General features: G+C 59.1%; 16 protein-coding genes and 1 riboswitch. Of the genes, 12 read left to right on the top strand and 4 right to left on the bottom strand.

The genetic code is table 11. The annotated features are described in order from the left end of the window. The coding region (locus ACFOTD_RS15065; protein WP_378120094.1) for an IS3 family transposase at positions 1–164 on the top strand (164 nt) is incomplete at its 5' end. Positions 165–483: 319 nt separating this feature from the next. Beyond that, a complete protein-coding gene (locus ACFOTD_RS15060; protein WP_378120081.1) occupies positions 484–2,784 on the top strand; it encodes a glycoside hydrolase family 66 protein in 2,301 nt (766 codons plus the stop codon). Positions 2,785–2,920: 136 nt separating this feature from the next. Here the strand turns inward: ACFOTD_RS15060 and ACFOTD_RS15055 are convergent, their stop codons facing one another. Further along, positions 2,921–3,070 carry a YqzM family protein gene (locus tag ACFOTD_RS15055; RefSeq protein WP_090110524.1) on the bottom strand — a complete coding sequence of 50 codons (150 nt, stop codon included), beginning with the start codon at positions 3,068–3,070 and terminating at the stop codon, positions 2,921–2,923. Between the two features lie 168 nt (positions 3,071–3,238). On the opposite strand from ACFOTD_RS15055, the gene uvrC reads away from it, so the two are divergent. From uvrC to ACFOTD_RS15035, 4 genes are all read left to right on the top strand, one after another. Beyond that, positions 3,239–5,311 carry an excinuclease ABC subunit UvrC gene (gene uvrC, locus ACFOTD_RS15050; RefSeq protein ID WP_378120079.1) on the top strand — a complete coding sequence of 691 codons (2,073 nt, stop codon included), beginning with the start codon at positions 3,239–3,241 and terminating at the stop codon, positions 5,309–5,311. A 962-nt stretch (positions 5,312–6,273) separates the two neighbouring features. Continuing rightward, positions 6,274–7,245, top strand: a complete 972-nt coding sequence (locus tag ACFOTD_RS15045) for an ABC transporter substrate-binding protein (protein WP_378120077.1) — start codon at positions 6,274–6,276, stop codon at positions 7,243–7,245. A gap of 190 nt (positions 7,246–7,435) precedes the next feature. Continuing rightward, positions 7,436–8,104: a hypothetical protein gene (locus ACFOTD_RS15040; RefSeq protein WP_378120076.1), complete on the top strand. Its 669-nt coding sequence runs from the start codon at positions 7,436–7,438 to the stop codon at positions 8,102–8,104. Positions 8,105–8,119: 15 nt separating this feature from the next. Further along, positions 8,120–8,731 carry a hypothetical protein gene (locus tag ACFOTD_RS15035; RefSeq protein ID WP_378120074.1) on the top strand — a complete coding sequence of 204 codons (612 nt, stop codon included), beginning with the start codon at positions 8,120–8,122 and terminating at the stop codon, positions 8,729–8,731. Here ACFOTD_RS15035 and ACFOTD_RS15030 read toward each other — a convergent pair. Further along, positions 8,728–10,404, bottom strand: a complete 1,677-nt coding sequence (locus tag ACFOTD_RS15030) for a hypothetical protein (RefSeq protein ID WP_378120072.1) — start codon at positions 10,402–10,404, stop codon at positions 8,728–8,730. The two genes, ACFOTD_RS15035 and ACFOTD_RS15030, sit on opposite strands and share 4 nt — an antisense overlap. A 273-nt stretch (positions 10,405–10,677) precedes the next feature. Next, a riboswitch (cyclic di-AMP (ydaO/yuaA leader) is annotated at positions 10,678–10,825 on the top strand. A gap of 81 nt (positions 10,826–10,906) precedes the next feature. On the opposite strand from ACFOTD_RS15030, the gene ACFOTD_RS15025 reads away from it, so the two are divergent. From ACFOTD_RS15025 to ACFOTD_RS15010, 4 genes are all read left to right on the top strand, one after another. Continuing rightward, the gene (locus ACFOTD_RS15025; protein ID WP_378120070.1) at positions 10,907–12,250 is read left to right on the top strand and encodes a TrkH family potassium uptake protein; all 1,344 of its coding nucleotides are present in this window, start codon (positions 10,907–10,909) and stop codon (positions 12,248–12,250) included. 36 nt (positions 12,251–12,286) lie between these two features. After that, complete coding sequence (locus ACFOTD_RS15020) at positions 12,287–13,618, top strand: TrkH family potassium uptake protein (RefSeq protein WP_378120092.1); 1,332 nt, start codon at positions 12,287–12,289, stop codon at positions 13,616–13,618. 18 nt (positions 13,619–13,636) lie between these two features. Continuing rightward, on the top strand, positions 13,637–14,299 hold the full coding sequence (locus ACFOTD_RS15015) for a potassium channel family protein (protein ID WP_378120069.1): 663 nt from the start codon (positions 13,637–13,639) through the stop codon (positions 14,297–14,299). An 80-nt stretch (positions 14,300–14,379) separates the two neighbouring features. After that, complete coding sequence (locus tag ACFOTD_RS15010) at positions 14,380–15,219, top strand: polysaccharide deacetylase family protein (protein ID WP_378120067.1); 840 nt, start codon at positions 14,380–14,382, stop codon at positions 15,217–15,219. A 189-nt stretch (positions 15,220–15,408) separates the two neighbouring features. Here the strand turns inward: ACFOTD_RS15010 and ACFOTD_RS15005 are convergent, their stop codons facing one another. Both ACFOTD_RS15005 and ACFOTD_RS15000 read right to left on the bottom strand, forming a co-directional pair. Further along, a complete protein-coding gene (locus tag ACFOTD_RS15005; protein ID WP_378120065.1) occupies positions 15,409–16,050 on the bottom strand; it encodes a 3D domain-containing protein in 642 nt (213 codons plus the stop codon). A gap of 180 nt (positions 16,051–16,230) precedes the next feature. After that, positions 16,231–17,139 carry a LysR family transcriptional regulator gene (locus ACFOTD_RS15000; protein WP_378120063.1) on the bottom strand — a complete coding sequence of 303 codons (909 nt, stop codon included), beginning with the start codon at positions 17,137–17,139 and terminating at the stop codon, positions 16,231–16,233. Between the two features lie 144 nt (positions 17,140–17,283). Here ACFOTD_RS15000 and ACFOTD_RS14995 point away from each other — a divergent pair, with 144 nt between their 5' ends. Continuing rightward, entirely contained in the window at positions 17,284–17,949 is a 666-nt protein-coding gene (locus tag ACFOTD_RS14995) for a succinate dehydrogenase cytochrome b558 subunit (RefSeq protein WP_378120061.1), read from the top strand. Between the two features lie 18 nt (positions 17,950–17,967). Then, positions 17,968–19,725 carry a succinate dehydrogenase flavoprotein subunit gene (sdhA, locus tag ACFOTD_RS14990; protein ID WP_378120060.1) on the top strand — a complete coding sequence of 586 codons (1,758 nt, stop codon included), beginning with the start codon at positions 17,968–17,970 and terminating at the stop codon, positions 19,723–19,725. Position 19,726 lies beyond the last annotated feature (1 nt).

Raw genomic sequence — 19,726 nt, 5'->3', positions numbered from 1 at the left:
AAGAGCTGATTTACTGCACGAAGTTTCGAACGAAGGAACAAGCCCGGCAAGAGATTTTCGAGTACATCGAGCTATTCTACAACCGCAAACGAATCCATAGCTCGCTGGGATACCTGTCGCCGGCTCAGTTTCGTGCACAATTTTCTGTAAGAGAGATAAGCTAAAACTCGTTAAAGTACTGTCCACTTTCTTGACAGAGGTCCAAAACTTCCGCTAGCCCCTCCGCCGGAGCATCCTCGTCTTGTTATAGCGGAAAAAACTTCCGCTAGTCCAGCCGCGAGGACACCTCTGCGGCGCCATAGCGGAAAAAACCTCCACTCACTTTAAAACACCCCCCACACCTGCCATCCGCCCCGTCGACCTCGTAATAAAGTGCACGCTACAGCAGTATTCAGTCCACCGCTTTTTCCAAAAGGACATGATAGACTGGCCCTTGTAAGCGTTTTAATTGCAGCTCATCCTTCGAAGGAGGTTTTTTCGTTAATGATTGCAAAGACGGTACGCAGATCGCTGGCAGCATGTTTGAGTTTGGTTATGGTCTTCGCGATGCTATCCATCGGCAGCTTCCATCCTGCACGGGCTTATGCTTACACGGCCGGCAGCCTAATTGCCAAGGTGAGCACGGACAAGGCGAGGTACAACCCAGGCAACCCCGTCACCATCACCGTCAAGCTGGTTAATGCGACGGGAGCCGCCGTCAACAACGGCACGGTAACCTTGTACTTCAAGCACTTGGAAAACGAGCTTCCAGGCGCGTCCCAGGTTAAGACGTTCTCGCTCGCCGCGGGCGGTTCGACCTCTCTTACGTACACCTGGACGCCGCCGTCGACGGACTTCCAGGGCTATGCCGTCGAGGCATGGGCGAAGGATTCGGTAGGCACGATCCTCGACAATCTAAATACCGCTGTGGACGTTTCCTCCAACTGGACCAAATTTCCGCGTTACGGCTTTCTATCGATCTTTCCCAACCAGACTGCCGGCACCTCCTCGGCAACCGTAGACATGCTCAAGGATTATCATATCAATGCGCTCCAGTTCTACGACTGGCAGTGGAAGCATCACATACCGGTCAAAGGCAGCACGACGAATCCGGACGCCTCCTGGCCGGATATCGCCAACCGCACGATCTATAAGCAGACGGTAGTCGACTATATTAACGCTTCCCACAACGGCAATATTTCGGCCATGAACTACAATCTGATCAACGGCGCCGTCGACGGCTACGGGCAGGACGGCTCGGGCGTTAGCAATCAATGGGGCTTGTTTAACGACAATGCCCACGGCACCCAGGCTTCCGTCACGTTGCCGGGCGGTTGGGCGACGACCCATCTATGGACCTTTAATCCGGCCGATACCGGCTGGCAGAACTATATTATCGGCAAGGAGCAGCAGGTATTCGATGCCTTTGCCTTCGACGGCTGGCACGTGGACCAGCTCGGGAATCCCGGAACGAAGTACGACTATGCCGGCAATGCCGTCTCGTTCCAAAATACGTTCAAGCCGTTTTTGAACGCAGCCAAGGCCGCGCTCGGCAAGACGATCGTATTCAACAACGTCGACGAATACGGCCGAATTCCGACGGCACAGAGCAACGTCGACCTGATGTATACGGAGCTGTGGGGCGCGCGGAGCTTCTCGAACGTCAAGACCGTGCTCGACTTCCAGTCCGGAGACAGCGGCGGCAAGGCCTCCGTTTTCCCGCTGTATATGAATTACAATTACCAGAGCAACTTTACCGACGCGAACCCCGGCAACTTCAACACACCGGGCATTCTGCTTGCCGACGCCGGATTCTTCGCCATGGGCGCCCAGCATCTGGAGCTTGGCGACGACCTGAAGATGCTCGACCACGAATATTTCCCGAACCACCATCTGGTCATGACCGACGACCTTAAGAAGCGGCTCCTGAACTACTACGACTTTGCCGTTGCCTATGAGAATCTGCTGCGCGACGGACTGACCAACACCACGAATGCCGTCTCGCTGAACGGCCTGGCATCGAGCACGACGTCCGACGCCAACAAGGTGTGGACGTTCACCAAAACGGGCAACGGGTACGACGTCATTCAGATGGTCAACCAGCTCGGCATCGCGAATACCGACATTCGCGATTCGGACGCCAACAAGCCGGCGCCGACCGCGCAATCGAACGTAAGCGTCAAATATTACTACGGCTCCGGCACGGTGAGCAGCGTCAACTTCGCTTCTCCAGATTACGAGAACGGGAAAACGTCCCAGTTGAACTTCACGACGGGCTCCGACACGGGCGGCGCCTATGTGCAGTTCACGATTCCGACCCTGCAATACTGGGACATGGTTTACATCAAGAAGAGCAGCAGCTCCCAAGGCATAGCGGTGACGAACCCGGGCTTCGAAACGGGCGACATCTCCGGCTGGACGGAATGGCATCCGACCGGCCAAGCGGCTAGATACGGCGTGGACGCGAACGATGCGCACAGCGGCGGCTTCAAGCTGTATTTCTGGCATACGGCCGCTTATCAGCAGAGCGTTCATCAGATCAAGACCGGACTTGCCAACGGTTCCTATACGCTCGGCGCATGGGTCAAGGCGACGGCTTACGGCGGGGCTCCGACGTTCTGCAGAATGGAAGCGACGAATAACGGAAGCGGGGACATATTCACCAACATGACCGTAGACGGGACATGGCGTTATTATACGTCTACCGTAACGGTCAGCAATGGACAGTTGGATATCGGATTCTACGTTAATTCGCCTGGATCGACTTCCATGCAAATCGACGACGTGACGCTCGTCAAAAATTAAGTCGGGATCGAACGAAGAAACGCCTCGTGCAGTGGCGATGCAGCCATGCTTGAGGCGTTTTTTTCGCGCAAAAAACATTAAAAAGCACCCGGTTCCGGTAGGAACGGGCGCTCTGCTCGCGGTCTGGTTAAGGGGATCAGGAAATTACTTGCTTGATGATCACGGCGATCAGAAACACGAGGAACATGAAGCCGAACATGCCGCCGAATCCGAATACGAGATCCTGCAGGTCGTCGCGGGGCTCTTCGTTCACGTGCTGGCGCGGATCTTGTACATAATTGTCCATGGGGAAATCCTCCTGAAACAAGTCATTACCGTTAGTATACCCAACTTCGTAAACGCTTGTAAAGCAACTCTTTTCTTCTGTGGTACAATAGAAAATACGGGATCACATGATCGCATCGGCGGTCGTCATCCTCCGAACTCATTTATTTTCGGGAGGCGCAATATCATCATGGACGTCCAAGCCAATCCGCCGCTGCCGAGCCGCGAGCAGGCGGCCGAACATATACGCAACAAACTCGCGCTGCTGCCGGACCAGCCGGGCTGTTATTTAATGAAAAACGCCGAGGGTGTCATCATCTACGTCGGCAAAGCCAAGGTGCTGAAAAACCGCGTACGCTCGTATTTCATCGGCAGCCACAACGGGAAAACGCAGCGGCTCGTGAGCGAGATCCGCGATTTTGAATACATCGTCACCGGCAGCAACATGGAGGCGCTCATTCTCGAGTGCAACCTGATCAAGGAGCATATGCCCCGGTACAACGTGCTGCTCAAGGACGACAAGTCCTTTCCTTATATCAAGATTACCAGCGAGAAGCATCCCAAGCTCGAGGTCGTGCGCCGCGTGCTCAAGGACAAAGGAAAGTACTTCGGGCCTTATCCCAACGCCTTTGCCGCGCAAGAGACCAAGAAGCTGCTCGACCGGCTGTATCCGCTTCGCAAATGCAATACGCTGCCGGACAAAGTATGCCTTTACTACCATCTCGGACAGTGCGTCGCGCCTTGCGAATACCCGGTCGAGCCATCGGAGTACGAGCGCATGGTCTCGGAGGTGACGCGGTTTCTGAACGGCGGGCACGGCGATATCAAGCGGGAGCTGCAGCGCAAAATGGAAGCGGCCGCCGGCGAGCTCGAGTTCGAGCGCGCGCGCGAGTACCGCGACCAGATCCAGGCGATCGAGTCGCTCATGGAAAAGCAGAAGATCACGATGACCGACGCCAAAGACCGCGACGTCTTCGGCTATGCCGTGGACAAAGGCTGGATGTGCGTGCAGATTCTGTACATGCGCCAGGGCAAGATGATTCAGCGGCACGTGTCCGTTTTCCCGTATTACGGGGAAGCCTACGAGGACTTCATGACCTATGTTGCCCAGTATTACTCGGAAAATCCGGCTTTGCCGCGCGAAGTGTTGCTGCCGGTGACGCCCGGCGATGCTGCCGAAGCGGAGAGCGCCCCGGCAGCGGCCGAAGGGGCTGGCGTCATGGCCGCCGGCGGCAAGCTGAACGACGCGCTGATCGAGCGGGTCGCGGCTTCGGCCGACGAGACGGAAGCGGCCGAGGGCGATAGCGGGGCGGCCGAAGGCGAGGGCGATGCATCCGGCGCCGGCGCTTCCGATGCCTCCGACGAGTCGGGCGGCGAGCTCGGCGAATCGCTGCGCAGCTGGCTAAAGATCAAGGTGTCGGTGCCGAGGCGCGGCTCCAAGCGCCACCTCGTCGCGATGGCCGCCGACAACGCCAAGGTCGCGCTCGAGGAGAAGTTCCGCATGATCGAACGCGATCAGGAGCGGAGCGTCAAGGCGTCCGAGGGACTTGCGGAGTGGCTCGGCATTCCGTCGGCGCACCGCATCGAGGCGTTCGACAACTCCAACATGCAGGGCGCGTCGCCGGTATCCGCGATGGTCGTCTTCACCGACGGCAAGCCCGACCGCAAGGAATATCGCAAGTACAACGTCCGCACCGTCACTGGTCCGGACGACTACGAGACGATGCGCGAGGTCGTGCGCAGACGCTACGAGCGCGTGCTCAAGGAAGGGCTGCAGATGCCGGACCTCATCGTCATCGACGGCGGCCGCGGCCAGATCGGCGCAGCCATCGATGTCCTGCAGAACGAGCTGGGCCTGTTCGTGCCGGTATGCGGCCTCGCCAAGGACGCCAAGCACCGTACCGCGCAGCTGCTCGTCGGCGATCCCGCGGAGGTCGTGCCGCTGCCGCGCGACAGCCAGGAGTTCTACCTGCTGCAGCGCATCCAGGACGAGGTGCACCGCTTCGCGATCACCTTCCACCGCGAGAAGCGCGGCAAGTCGATGATCGCTTCCAAGCTCGACGCCATCCCCGGCATCGGCGAGAAACGCCGCAAGCAGCTGCTTAAGCACTTCGGCTCGCTCAAGGCGATTCGGGAGGCTTCGCCGGCCGACTTCAAGGCCGTCTCCATCGGCGAAGCGCTGGCCGCGCGCATTTTGGCGGCTTTGAATGAAGAGGAAGGCGGGGAAACGGCGGAGACTGAGTCCTCTGCGCCATCGGTATAGAAGAAATTAACGGGAAAAAGCAGATGCGACTTCTGCTTTTTTCCGTTTTTTTGCAACGCGACTGAAGGACGGGCGGCGACGGGGCGAGCGCCGATCCATGCACGGAAAATGTGCATGGCGGGCATCCGGCGCGGCGGCGAGGGGGCGTACAGGCAATCCGTGCACAAGAATTGTACATGGCGGGCATCCGGCGCGGCGGCGACATGGCGTACAGACCATCCGTGCACTAGAAATGTGCATGGATGGCATCCGGCGCGGCGGCGAGGGGGCGTATAGGCCATCCGTGCACAAGAAATGTGCATGGCGGGCATCCGGCGCGGCGGCGAGGGGGCGTACAGGCAAACCGTGCACAAGAAATGTGCATGGCGGGCATCCGATACGACGGCTGCGGTGCGGACAGGCCATCCGTGCATGAGAAATGTGCATGGCGGGCATCCGATACGACGGCTGCGGTGCGGACAGGCCATCCGTGCATGAGAAATGTGCATGGCGGGCATCCGACACGACGGCGACGGTGCGGACAGGCCATCCGTGCATGAGAAATGTGCATGGCGGGCATCCGGCGCGGCGGCGACGGTGCGTATAGGCCATCCGTGCACGAGAAATGTGCATGGATGGCATCCGACGTGGCGGCGACGGTGCGTACAGGCCATCCGTGCACAAGAAATGTGCATGGCGGGCATCCGGCGTGGTGGCGAGGGGGCATACAGGCAATCCATGCACGAGAAATGTGCATGGCGGGCATCCGACACGACGGCGACGGTGCGTACAGGCCATCCATTCCCGAGAAATGTGCATGGCGGGCATCCGGCGCGGTGTGGGGGAGCAAGAGAAAAGGGAGATAGCCTAAAAAATAGTTGACGAGGGACGCCTTTTGTTCTATATTGATAACGATTATCATTATCATGATTAAGGCGGGGTTTAGTAAATTGCGTACAAACAAAAACTGGATGATATTCGTTGTGATTCTTTTGACTGTGTTTGCGAGTGCATGCGGCAATAATGCCAACGAGGGCGCATCTTCGACCGGATCTGCAGCTCCGGCGGCATCGTCGGAAGGGGCGTCCGCGCAATCGGCTTCGCCTGCAGGCTCTCCCTCCAGCGCCACCCGCAAAGTCACGGACGCCAAAGGCCGCGAGGTTGAAATCCCGACCGATCCGAAGCGAATCGTGTACGTTGGCAGCGATCCCGGGGATCTGCTGGCGCTGGGCGTTACGCTTGTCGGCGCCAGCTTGAGCGTCATCGGCAGCCAGGTCGCTTATGGCGATCGGCTTCAAGGAATCGCGGACGTCGGCTATCCCGCCAACTTGGAGAAGGTGACGGCGCAGGAGCCGGACCTGATTATTTTTAACGACTGGGACGAACAGGGCCTCCCTCCATTGGAGAAAATCGCGCCGACCGTCGTTATTTCCGAAAAGGGCGGCTTCGATCGCATGCATGAGATCGCGGGCGTGCTGGGCAAGGAAACCGCTGCGGACGCATATGTAGCGGCTTACGACGAGAAAGTGAAGCAGACCAAGGATCTGCTGGCGCAGAAGGGCAAGCAAGGCCAATCCGCAACCGTGCTGCTCATGATGGGCAAGGTCCTGTACGTCATGGGCCATCAAGGCTTGTCCGTGTCGTTGTACGACGCGCTCGGGTACGCGCCGCCGGCTAAAGTCCAAACGCTGATCGACGGCGACGAGCGCTTTGCCGAGATCTCGGTCGAGGTCATGTCGGACTACATCGGCGACGAGCTTTACATTTTGAAGGATGAGGAAGACGAGACCAAAGCCCAGGCGGAAGCGCTGTTCACGAGCAGTCTGTGGAAGTCCTTGCCTGCGGTCAAGAACGGCCAAGTGCATATGATGGACAGCCAGTGGAATTTCGACGATCCGGTCACGCGGACGATGCTGCTGGATGAGCTGCAGGGCTTAAACGGTTCCGCTGGCTAAAAACAAGCCGATGAAGAAAGTGAAAAAGCAGGCGCAATGAGAAGAAAGCTTCTCTCGATGCGCCTGCCTTTTTGTTTTGTAAATGTATCGAAAACGCAATAATAATGCTGCACCTTAATCGCATATTAGTCTATACTACCAATAATATGCATTTATCAGACCCGACAATCGATTCCAGAGGAGTACCGTCATGCCTGCCTTTCTCCGTCAGTTTGCGTTATTGATCCTCGCGGGTTGCATCCTCTTCGCAGGATTCGTCGCTTGTATAATCGCTCTAATCTCCGGAATTCACAATCGGGATTATCTCGCGCTCAATGAAAAGACCACCGTACAATTGAAGCCGGGCAAGTACCAGATTTATTACGAGTATACCGAGACAACGAGAGAAATGGGTCCGCTCACCATTACGCAAAACGATAAAGTTGTCGCGCTGCCCGACTTGGTCACGGCGATGGCGGATGACGGCAGGGCGTCGTTGGAGTTAGCGGAAGACAGGTCAAGCACGTACACATTTAACCGGAAAAAGGGAGAGTCGATGTACCGATTTACCGTAAAGGAAAAAGGGACTTACGGCATTACGTTAATCAGCAACGTCCCAGACTTGCGGAAGTATGCGAGATTTACGATTATGGGCGATATGGGCCAGGGCTTCGTCACGCTGTTGAAGAAGCTGGGACTTTCGGTCGCCGCCGCCATTCCATTTCTGATCGCGGGATATATCGCGTACGCGCGGATCGAAAAGCGGAAGCTTGCAGAAACCAGGCTGCGAATACAGCGTTGGCCTGCCGGAGCTTCTTCACATCATGAGCAAGATTACGAAGGGTTAGCCGATCGCCCTGACTCCTATCCAAATCGTTGACTGAGGAGCATTCGCATGCTTGCTTTTTTTCGCCAATTCGCCCCGCTTATCCTCGCCGGCTGCATTCTTTTCGCCGGTCTTTTGACGAGCGCTTACGGCTTCTTGGCCAGTTTTCACAACCGCGATTACGTCGACTTGAACGCCAAAACCGTCATCCAATTAAAGCCGGGCGAATATAAAATTTTTTATGCGTTCATCAACGGTCCGGATAGGCATGGACAGCCTGCTCCCGTGACAAGCAATCCAAGCGACGTAATGTTCGATCAGGTCATTGCCATGGTAGACGACGGAAGGTCTTCCCTGGATTTGACGAAGGATCGGTCGGATGTCTATATCGCAAAACGGTTGAAAGGCGAGTCGATGTTTCGCTTTTCTATTGCGAAAAAAGGGGCGTACGGCATTACGCTGATCAGCAATACGCCGGACCTGCAGGGGCAGGTCCGGTTCGCGGTGATGAGCGACGTGATCCATTTACTGCTGTCGGCGCTCAAAAAATGGGGATTGTTTTTCGCGGCAGCCGCGCCATTATTGCTCGCCGACTTTGTCATGCATATACGGTTGGAGCGGCGTAAGCTCGTCAAGACAAGACCGGCCGTGCATCCCGAGATTACGCCGCAAGTCCTCTAACGCGAGAAGTCCGAGGCCGGACCAGGCCCGCCCCGCCGCCGTTCGTGCAGCCAGGCGATCCCCATCGCGACGGCAGCAGGCAGCAGGACGCTGACGAAGCCTGCGAGATTATCGGATGAGAGCCCGTCGGACAGCATCTGTACGGCCATCAGCGTAGAGTCGAGGACCACGTGGGCGAAAATAACGGTCAGGAGGCCGAATCGCAGCATAAACCAGGCGAAAAGGGCGCCGATAATCATGAGCTCGATAAAGCGGGTCTGCCACGGAAATACGGCATAGCCGACATGGCCGAAAGCCCATACGGCGGTCGCGGGCAGAACGGCGATGGACGTGAGCACTTTGGAGACCGCGGTGCCCGGGCTTGAAGCGTCGTGCGTGCCTGCACGCTTGGATCTGACGAACGCGCCGAGCCATTTGCGCACGAGGCCGATGCCGAAAAAGCGCGTCTGGATCTCCTCCGAGATGCCGGCGCACCAAGCGAGCAAGGGCAGCAGCCAAGGCGCGTACATATTGTAGGCGGATTGGCTCGGATCGGAACCGTAATAGCTGCCGAGCAGCAGGCCAAGCGCCGTCAACACGATCGTTTGCGCCGCAAGCAGGATCACGGCGAGCATATAGCCCTGCTTCATGGCGGTTTTGACCTGGCTGCCGTAGTCCGCGTCCTGCCAGCGCGGCCACAGCGAGCGGCCCATCGAGCGCCACAGGCCGTCGCCGCCGACGGCGGCGAAGTACGTGAGCAGCGCTTGAATGAAAAGAATAACGACGTTCGTGACGAGCAGCGCCGACACGTTGCTCTCCGAAGCGATCGCGTTCATGTCGACGGACGAAGCACGCAATCCGGGGCGCAGATTAAACATGAACCCTGCGTACATGACGAAGAAAGCCGCCGACAGGAACAGCCCGCGTTTGAACGATGTCCATCCCCGGCAGGTCGCGGCATAAATAACGGCAAGCACGAACATGACGATCTGCGGCAGCAGGAAGCCCGTCATCGATAGCTTATCGGCAATCTTGCGCTGCTGCGCAAGCTCGTCCGCGAATGCCTGGGGCAGCGCGTACCGGTAAGTAAGCACCTTGTCTGGCTTTACGAGCAGCTGCACGTGCGCGTCCGACAAGCCGGACTTGCGGCTCTGCAGGATGACCGAGCCGCCTTGCGTCAGGCTGCCGGTAGGCTCCCAGGCCGATGCGTCGTAGTCGGGCTGCGTCTTCAGCCAGGCGATCGCTTCTGCGGTCCGCGCGTCTGCGTCGCTTGCGGCCGCTTTGTCCGCATCGGTCAAGGCATCGCCGACACGCGCCCAGCCGACGACCTCGCCCGATTCCATATGGACGGATACGCGGTCGACGCTGCCGTCGGCCGCATGGATATCGACCGCGTAGACGTCCGTCGGGTAACGCGCATCCCAGTCGCGGTCGTATTCGTCGGTCAGCTTGTGCTTGGTCATATAGGCTGCCATGCGGTCGTCGCCTACATGCGTGATCGTCGCGTCGGACCCTTCGCCAAGATCCATTCCCCAGTGCGCCGAGGCGTAAGCCAGGCCGATCCGCTTTGCCTCGCCGCGGCTGATCGCGGCCGATTCGCCTTTCATAGCCGGCGCGATCGCAGGCAATACTTGCATGAATAGGAAGATAAGAAGGCCGATTCCCGCGGCGACAGCCCATTTGGATGATCTCAAATTATCCACTCCGATTCCGAATTGATCTGAAAAAGCGTATACATCGTCTTTTTATCCGCAATAGCTGGTCCTTCCGCTTATTATCGATAGGAATTGAAGCCAAAACAAGAGAAAGAGTTAGAATCCCCGTAAAAAAGCTGTTACACGGCCTAATAACGTCCGTATATCCTCATACAAGGCGATTTTTCGCATTTCTGCTGTTGTGCGTACCTATCGGACAGACTATAATGCGGTGTAATGTTTTTTATGGAAACCGAACCATCGTGTCTTCATCATACTACCCAGCCGAATTTCCGCAAAGAAAACGGGGGAACCACTTAAGCTTTTCCGGGGTGAATTCCGCGCGCGTCAAGCGCCGGATAGGGCAGCCTGATCTGGCCCGAACCCGTCAGCTAACCTCGTAGGCTGCCAGACAGGATCGCCGTGCGCCAAGGCACTGGAGCTCCAGTGTCTTTTTTTGCGCGCTTTTTCAACCGTTTGCCGACATGAGGTGAATCGTACTTTGCTTAAAAAAATCATCGGCTGGCTATATGCTTCCCCGCCTCGGGTGCTGACGATCGGCTTCGCCGTCATTATCGCGGTCGGCGCGCTGCTGCTCAGGCTCCCGATCTCCACGGTGTCCGGCGAGCCGACGCCTTGGCTAGAAGCTTTTTTCGTCTCCAGCTCCGCGACCTGCGTGACGGGTCTGATGCGGCTCGATACGATCGCCTACTTCTCCGTCTTCGGCCGTTGGGTCATGCTCGTGCTCGTACAGCTCGGCGGCCTCGGCTTCATGACGATGGGGACGCTGTTCGCGTTTTTCGCCGGACGACGCCTCTCGCTCAAGGACCGTCTCGTGCTGCAGGAAGCGATGAACCAGGGCAGTCTCGAAGGCATCGTCCGGCTGGTGAAGCGCGTCCTTATCTATGCGCTTTGCATCGAGGCGGTCGGCGCACTGCTGTTTACCTTCCGGTTCATGCACGAGATGCATTTCCGGCAGGCGCTCTATTACGGCGTATTTCACAGCGTTTCTTTTTTCAATAACGGCGGCTTCGACCTGTTCGGCAACTTCCGCAGCATGGCCGGGTATGTCGGAGATCCTTATATGAACCTGCTCTCGATCGTGCTCGTCGTGCTCGGCGGCGTAGGCTTTGTCGTCCTCTCCGACCTGGTCGAGCTGCCGACGCGCCGCAAGCTGTCCTATCATTCCAAAGTCGTGCTCTGGGTATCGGCGTTCCTCATCGTGCTCGGCACGGTCACGATCCTGATCTTCGAGTATACGAACGAGCTCACGTTCGGGCCTTTATCCTTCGGAGACAAGCTGCTCGCGGCCGCGCTGCAGTCCGTATCCACCCGTTCCGCCGGCGTCAGTACCGTCGACATCGGCTCCCTGCGGGACGCGACGCAGTTTGCGATGGTGCTGCTCATGTTCGTCGGCGCCTCGCCCGGCTCCACCGGCGGCGGCATCAAGACGACGGCGTTCGCGGTGCTCGCGGCCGCCGTCTGGGCGATGCTTCGCGGCCGTACCGACGTCGTGCTGCTCGGACTGCGCATCGAGCGGGCCAAGGTCAACCGCGCCATCACGGTCACGATGCTGTCGCTGGCCATCGTCATCACGTCCGTCATGATCCTCTCGATTACCGAGAAGCAGGCGTTCCTGCTCATTCTTTTCGAGGTCATGTCCGCCTATGCGACGGTCGGATTGTCCGCCGGGATCACCGGGGACTTGACTGCCTTCGGCCAGATACTCATTATCGTCCTCATGTTCATCGGGCGTCTCGGTCCGCTGACGATGACGTACGCGCTGGGCACCAAGTCCGGACGCACGCTGTACCGCGAGGCAGAGGGCCGCATCATTATCGGGTAAAACCATGGTAAGGAGGGGAGACGCTTGCACAAAAAAATGTACGCTTGGCTGGTCGCCTCTCCTCCGCGGACGCTGGCGCTCGGCTTTGCCTTCATCATCGGCCTGGGCTCCTTCCTGCTGCAGCTGCCCGCCGCTTCGAGCGTCGGCGCGCAGACACGCTATATAGACGCGCTATTCACGGCGACTTCCGCGACCTGCGTCACCGGCCTGGTCGTCGTCGACACCCACGACCACTACTCGATGTTCGGTCAGATCGTCATCCTGGCCATGATCCAGATCGGCGGTCTCGGCTTCATGTCCATGGCGACGTTGTTCGCGATTTTCCTGAAGCGGCGCATCTCGCTCAAGGAACGGCTGATTCTCCAGGAAGCGCTCAATCAAAGCAGCATCGAGGGCATCGTACGGCTCGTCCGCCGCGTCGTGCTGTACGCGCTGTCGATCGAAGCCGTGGGCGCCCTGCTGTTCATGGCCTGCTTTCTTAGAGATATGAGTCCGGGGAAGGCGTTATACTACGGGATCTTCCACGCGGTATCCTTTTTCAACAATGCGGGGTTCGACCTGATGGGTGGCTTCCGCAGCCTCACTGTTTATGCGGGCGATCCCTGGGTCAACCTGATCGCGATGGCGCTGATCGTGACGGGGGGGCTCGGCTTCGTGGTGCTCTCGGACTTGACGGACCTCCGGGGCGGTCGCAGGCTGTCCCTGCATTCCAAGGTGGTCCTGAGCATGTCGGGATCGCTGATTCTGTTCGGAGCGATCGTCATATTCGCTTTCGAATACTCGAATCCCGGCACGATGGGACCGTTAAAAACGGGTACTAAAATTTTATCTGCGTTTACGCAGTCGGTCAGTCCCCGTACCGCCGGGATCAATACGCTCAATTTGACTGATTTGCGGCAGGCGACGCAATTTTTCATCATTATCCTGATGTTCATCGGCGCGTCTCCGGGCTCGACGGGCGGCGGCATCAAGACGACGACGTTCGCGGCGCTTCTTGGCGCGGTATGGGCCATTATACGCGGGCGGGAGGACGTCGTCATGTTCCGGTACAGGCTTGCGCAGGAACGCGTCTACAAGGCGTTGACGCTGACCTTGCTCGCGCTGGCGCTGGTGCTGGGCGCGACGATGATCCTGTCGACGACGGAGGACCATCATTTTCTCATGATCCTGTTCGAGGTCGTGTCCGCCTTCGGGACGGTCGGGCTGACGATGGGACTCACGACGGATTTGAGCTTGTTCGGCAAGATCGTCATCATGCTGATGATGTTCGCGGGGAGGCTCGGGCCGCTCACGATCGGCTACGCGCTCGTGCCGAAGCGGGATAAGGTGCTTTACAGGGAAGCGGAAGGCAAGATCATCATCGGATAACGAAAGAGACGTGCCACCATGAAAATGAACCAATTCGTAATCATCGGCCTCGGACGGTTCGGGGCAAGCATCGGCAAGGAACTGATCGAGCTGGGGTACGAGGTGCTCGGCGTCGACCGGGACGAGGAAAAGGTGCAGGAGATGAGCGGTATCCTGACGCATGCGGTCATCGCGGACGCGACGGACGAGGACACGCTGCGTTCGATCGGGGCCCGCAACTTCGACTGCGGCGTCGTCGCGATCGGGGACGACGTGCAGGCGAGCATTCTGGCGGCCATCCTGCTCAAGGAATTGGGCGTCAAGAAGGTTGTCGCCAAGGCGGTGTCCGAGCTGCACGGGCGCGTACTCGAGCGGATGGACGTAGACCGCATCATCTATCCGGAGCGGGACATGGGCATCCGCGTCGCGCATCAGCTCGTGTCGCCCAACCTGCTCGATTACATCGAGCTGTCGGACAAATATACGATCGCGGAGCTGGGCGTGCCGGCCTGCCTCGCAGGCAAATCGATCGAGGAGACCAATCCCCGCGGCCGTTACGGCTGCAGCATCGTCGCGCTCAACAAGCCGAAGGGGATGATCGTAGCGCCGACGGCTACCGATACGCTGGCCGAAGGCGACGTCATGGTCGTAATCGGCACGAACGAGCAGATCGAGGCGTTTCAGGACGCGATCGGCCAATAAAGGCGGGAAAGGTATGATATGGGCTTCATTCGCTCACGCTAACGGCAGTGCCGCCTATGCGACGGGAGTGGATGGAGATCATGCTGCATCGAGAAAAATGGAGTCGGTGGCTGGCCGCTCTGACGGTCGGCCTGATGCTTGCGGGCACGGCGCTTGTGCCGGCCGAAGCGAATGGCGCCGGCAATGCGGGACAGGCGCCCGCCGTGGCCGCTTTCGCGTCCAAGGGGCGCAAGCCGGCGTCTGCGCCCGTGAGCTGGTCTGACCTGCAGCGCCGGTACAGGGGCGTATTCGTGCTGCGCGCCTCTTCTTCGGGCGGGCGGCGCGTAGCGCTCACCTTCGACGACGTGCCGGACCCGCGGTATACGCCGCTCGTGCTGAACGTGCTGAAGCGCAAGCGGGTCCGCGCCACTTTTTTTGTCGTGGGGAGCCGGGCGGCCAAGCACCCCGGACTGCTGAGAAGAATCGTGAACGAAGGCCATGCGGTAGGCAATCATACCTACTCGCATCCGGAGCTTCCCAAGCTTAGCCTTGGGCAGGTCAAGCGGGAGATCGAGCGGACGGGAACGACGATCCGGACGACCGTCGGATTCGAGCCGACGATGATCCGGCCGCCATACGGCGACATCCGGCCCGCCCAGCTGGAGTGGGCCAAGTCCCGGGGGTACACGGTGATCAATTGGGACGTCGACTCCCAGGATTGGCGCCAGATTCCCGCCGGCGTCGTGCTGCGCAACGCGATCAAGGGGCTGCACTCGGGGTCGATCGTGCTCATGCATGCGGGCGGCGGAACCGGACAGAACTTGTTCGGCACGGTGAACGCCCTGCCGAAGCTCATCGACCAGCTTCGCGCCAAAGGCTACGAGCTGGTCACCGTGCCGGAGCTGCTGCACATCCCGGAGCGCAGACCGAAGCGGGCTTGAAGGCAGCCGGAGGCCGACGCGCAAAGGAGCCGATCCAAGTGCTGCCTCAGGTCGATGCAAAAGAGCCGATCTAAGTGCTGCCTCAGGTCGATGCGAAAGAGCCGGTCCAAGCGCTGCCGCAGGCCGACGCGCAAAAAAACACCGCAATCGCCTTTTGCAAAGGCGGCTGCGGTCTCGGGCGCATCCGGACTAATTAAGCACGTACAGATTGACGTATTGAATGCCAAAATTGCTTGCTTTGTCCCGGGATCCGGGCACGAAGATGTCGATGCGGTTGCTCTTGATAGCGCTGCCCGTGTCGCGCGCGACGGCGAACATGCCGCCGACGGGCAATCCGTCGGCGTTGTAGCCCGTGATGTACACCTTGGTGCCGAGCGGGATCACCTTGGGATCGACCGCGATCGTGCCCAGCTTCAGCGCGTTGCCGAAATAATCGACGGGCCCCCAGGCATTTTCTTCGATGGCGGCGGAGTAGGCCGTCGCCTTCATCTGAATGGCGGTCGCGTAGGACAGCGAGTCGCCCGAGGTTGTCTTGACGAGCTTGGCCGATTGCGCGATAACGGCCGCTGTCTGGACCGACTTGGCGGTCACGGCCGCGGTCGTCGGCGCCGGGATCGACAGCTTCAGGCCGGCGTATATATTTTTCGGATCGACGTTCGCGTTGAAGCTCATCAGCTTTTCAAGCGGCACATCGAACTTTTTGGACAGCGTCCAGAACGTGTCGGCATCCGTGGCGGTATAGGTCGTGGCCGCGTAAGAAGCGGCCGCGGGCAGCAGCAAGGCCGCTCCAAGCGCGAGCGCGGCGGCTCGCATTCCCAATCGAAAACGCATATGTATTCACCCTCCGGTTCGAAATCATGCGCTTAGCGTAGCATGATCCCTCGAATCGGGTTAAGTGGTAAAGGGCGCCACCGTTGGATAACCAAGGATATCTGAGAGGCGCTCTCATCCGGCATTTGCGTTGCCGCGGGAAAAACGGGACGACGATGAGAAAAATGAAAATTCGCTCCGCTAGCTCTGACGGCTGCCCCTGCCGAACAGCGCGATCGTCTCTTCAATTAAATAGCGCGTCGAAGGCGCGAGCCACGCGAGGTCGCCGTAAATAAGGGAAGTCGTACGCTTGAACTCCTCGAGCTCCCGGATGCGGACGATATAGAGATCGTTGTCGCTCAGCATTTGCGGGCGCAGGTACGACTTGGGCAGCATCGTGCCGGCGCGGCTTGCGCCCAGCAGCCGGACGATGGCCTCGAACGAGTCGATCTCCATGCGAACATCGGGCTTGACGGCGTATTGGCGGAACAGCTCGTCCGTCAGGTTGCGATACCAGGTGCCCGGCGCGAACAAGATCATCGGTAGACCGTTCAGATCGCTCATCGACAGCTGCGTACGTTCCACGATGAAGTGCGAGCGCGGCAGCACCAGTACGACGGTATCGTCGAACAGCGGCGTGCTTGTGATCGACGGATCGTCCTCGACCGAGGATGCGACGAGTCCGAAGTCTACCTTCCGCTCTTTGACGAGCGTCGCGATCTCGTGCGTTTTGCCGGTGACGGCCTTGATCTCCAGGTTCGGATGCTTCTCCGTCATCGCCGTGATCAGCTCGGGGAGCGTCGTCTGCAGCGTCGTAAGGCTCGCGCCGATCGTTGCGACCGGCGCCTCCGCCGTCTTGAACGCGTTGAGCCGCTGCAGGTAGTCGCCGTGGAATCTGCGCAGCTCGAGGGCGAACTCGTAGGTGAACTGCCCCGCGGGGGTCAGCTCGAGACGCTTGCCGATGCGGCGGAACAAATCGACGCCGAGCTCTCGCTCCAGGCGCGCGATTCTGCGGGACAGCGCCGGCTGCGTAACGTTCAGCCTTTCTGCCGCGCGATTCAGGCTGCTGTGCTCGACGACGGTTGCGAATACTCTCATATCTTCCAGCATATGGACGGCTCCTCTGCGCTTATGTCGATTCGTTATAAGTTTTAATAATAAATAAGCAGTTCCATTATAAGCGAAAATGGAGTAACCTATAAACCGTGAAGAATTCGTGACAACGCACGGATCGAAAGGAGAAAGCTCACCGATATGAAAGGAAACTCGTTTTACGCGCGCAAGATTCATTCGCTCTTGGGTGTGATTCCGCTCGGATTGTTCCTTATCGAACACGCCCTGACGAATTACTCCGCGTTCGAGGGAGGCAAGGAGGGCTTCGTCGACAGCGTCAAGGGCTTGCATGGCCTGCCGCTCATCTTTTTCCTCGAGCTGTTCGTCATCTGGCTGCCGATTCTGTTCCACGGCGTCTACGGTCTGTACCTCGCCTTCACGTCGAACTACAGCACCGGCCGGTACAGCTACGGACGCAACTGGGCGTTCGCGCTGCAGCGGATTACCGGCGTCATCACGTTCGTGTTCGTCGCGTGGCATATTTGGCAGACCCGCGTGCAGGTCGCGCTCGGCAATACGACCAACGAAGAGATCGGTCAGCACATGCACGATATCGTGACCCAGCCCGTATTCTTCGCCATTTACTTTATCGCGGTTCTTGCCGCCGTCTTCCACTTCGCCAACGGCCTGTGGGCTTTTCTCGTGGCATGGGGAATCACGGTCGGTCCGCGCGCGCAGCGGGTATCTTCGCGGATCTGCATGGGCATCTTCGCGATCGTGGCGGCCCTGTTCCTGCTGTCGCTGTTCGCGTTCCGCAGCGACGAGTTCGCGGCGGCGCAGACGGCTGTCGTCGGTTTGTTAGGTTGATCGGAGGGAGAATCAGCAATGGCTAATCAGAAAATCATTGTCGTCGGCGGCGGACTCGCGGGTCTGATGGCGACGGTCAAGGCGGCGGAAGCCGGCATGCGGGTCGATCTGTTCTCGCTCGTGCCGGTCAAGCGGTCCCACTCCGTATGCGCCCAGGGCGGCATCAACGGAGCGGTTAACACGAAGGGCGAAGGCGACTCCCCTTGGGAGCACTTTGACGATACGGTATACGGCGGCGACTTCCTGGCGAACCAGCCGCCGGTCAAGGCCATGTGCGAAGCGGCGCCGGGCATCATCCACTTGATGGACCGCATGGGCGTTATGTTCAGCCGGACGCCTGAAGGCCTGCTCGACTTCCGCCGCTTCGGCGGCACGCAATACCACCGCACGGCGTTCGCGGGCGCGACGACAGGCCAGCAGCTGCTGTACGCGCTGGACGAGCAGGTCCGCCGCTGGGAAGTCGCGGGCCTCGTCCAGAAGTTCGAGCACTGGGAATTCACGTCCGTCGTCGTAGACGACGACGGCGTCTGCCGCGGCATCGCCGCGCAGGACCTGCGCTCCATGGATACGGTCACGTTCCGCGGGGACGCGGTCATCCTGGCGACCGGCGGCCCCGGCATTATTTTCGGCAAGACGACCAACTCGGTCATCAACACCGGTACGGCTGCGAGCGCGGTGTACCAGCAGGGCGTTCACTACGCCAACGGCGAGTTTATCCAGATTCACCCGACGGCCATTCCCGGCGACGACAAGAACCGCCTCATGAGCGAATCGGCGCGCGGCGAAGGCGGACGCATCTGGACGTACAAGGACGGCAAGCCTTGGTATTTCCTTGAGGAAAAATATCCGGCTTACGGCAACCTCGTTCCCCGCGATATCGCGACGCGCGAGATTTTCGCGGTGTGCGTCGACGAGAAGCTCGGCATCGACGGCGAGAACAAGGTATTCCTTGACCTGTCGCACAAAGATCCGAAGGAACTGGACGTCAAGCTCGGCGGCATCATCGAGATTTACGAGAAGTTCACGGGCGACGACCCGCGCAAGATCCCGATGAAGATCTTCCCGGCCGTTCACTACTCGATGGGCGGACTGTGGGTCGACTACAACCAGATGACCAACATTCCCGGCTTGTTCGCCTGCGGCGAATGCGACTACCAGTACCATGGCGCGAATCGCCTGGGCGCGAACTCGCTTCTGTCCGCTATTTTCGGCGGCATGGTCACGGGACCGAAGGCAGTCGAGTACATCAAGGGCCTCAAGAAGTCGGCCGACGACGTATCCGAATCCGTATTCGAACGCGAGCGCTCCAAGCAAGCGAACAAATACGAGTCCATCCTCAAGATGGACGGCAACGAGAATGCCTACGTTCTGCACAAGGAGCTTGGCGAGTGGATGACGAACAACATGACCGTCGTCCGGTTCAACAACCGCCTGGAGCAGACCATCGGCAAGATCAAAGAGCTCAAGCAGCGCTATCAGAAGATCAACATCAACGATACGGCCCGCTGGAACAATGCAGGCGTCGCCTTCACGCGCCAGCTGTGGAACATGCTGGAGCTGTCCGAGGCGATGACGGTAGGCGCCCTGCTGCGCAACGAGAGCCGCGGCGCGCACTACAAGCCGGAGTTCCCGGACCGCAACGACGAGGAGTTCCTGAAGACGACCAAAGCGACCTGGACGTCCGAAGGCCCGCAGATCTCGTACGAGGACGTCGACACGTCCCTGATCAAGCCGCGGGTTCGCGACTACTCCTCGAACAAGAAGAAGGAGGGCTAAC

It is taken from the genome of Cohnella sp. GCM10012308 (genome assembly GCF_042649185.1).
Lineage (GTDB): Bacteria > Bacillota > Bacilli > Paenibacillales > Paenibacillaceae > Cohnella.
The sequence above is the reverse complement of the archived record's forward strand: the minus strand, read 5'-3'. Positions and strand labels throughout refer to the sequence as shown.